This is a genomic window from Bacillus cereus group sp. BfR-BA-01379 (genome assembly GCF_022663605.1).
Taxonomy (GTDB): Bacteria; Bacillota; Bacilli; order Bacillales; family Bacillaceae_G; genus Bacillus_A; species Bacillus_A mobilis.
This window is the reverse complement of sequence record NZ_JAKUFT010000357.1, coordinates 1-208: the sequence shown is the minus strand read 5'-3', so window position 1 is coordinate 208 and position 208 is coordinate 1. Positions and strand designations below refer to the sequence as shown.

The window sequence follows — 208 nt, the reverse complement described above, 5'->3', positions numbered from 1 at the left end:
AACCGGTGGTTTTTGAATAACAGACGGCTTTTCAACTGGTTTTTCTATTTGAATTGGCTTTTCTTTTTGCACTTCTTTTTGTGGCTTTACCTGTACCTCTTTTTGCGGTTTTACTTGCATTTCTTTTTGTGTTTGTTGCATAGCAGGTTGCTGTGTAATTGGCGCTGATTGATACGTAACTTCTTCCTCATCTTCTATTCCAAGCGGA

General features: G+C 38.5%; 1 pseudogene. It reads right to left on the bottom strand.

Annotated elements, in window-relative coordinates:
• Nucleotides 1–208: pseudogene (locus MR113_RS28230) on the bottom strand (peptigoglycan-binding protein LysM); the annotation flags it as partial.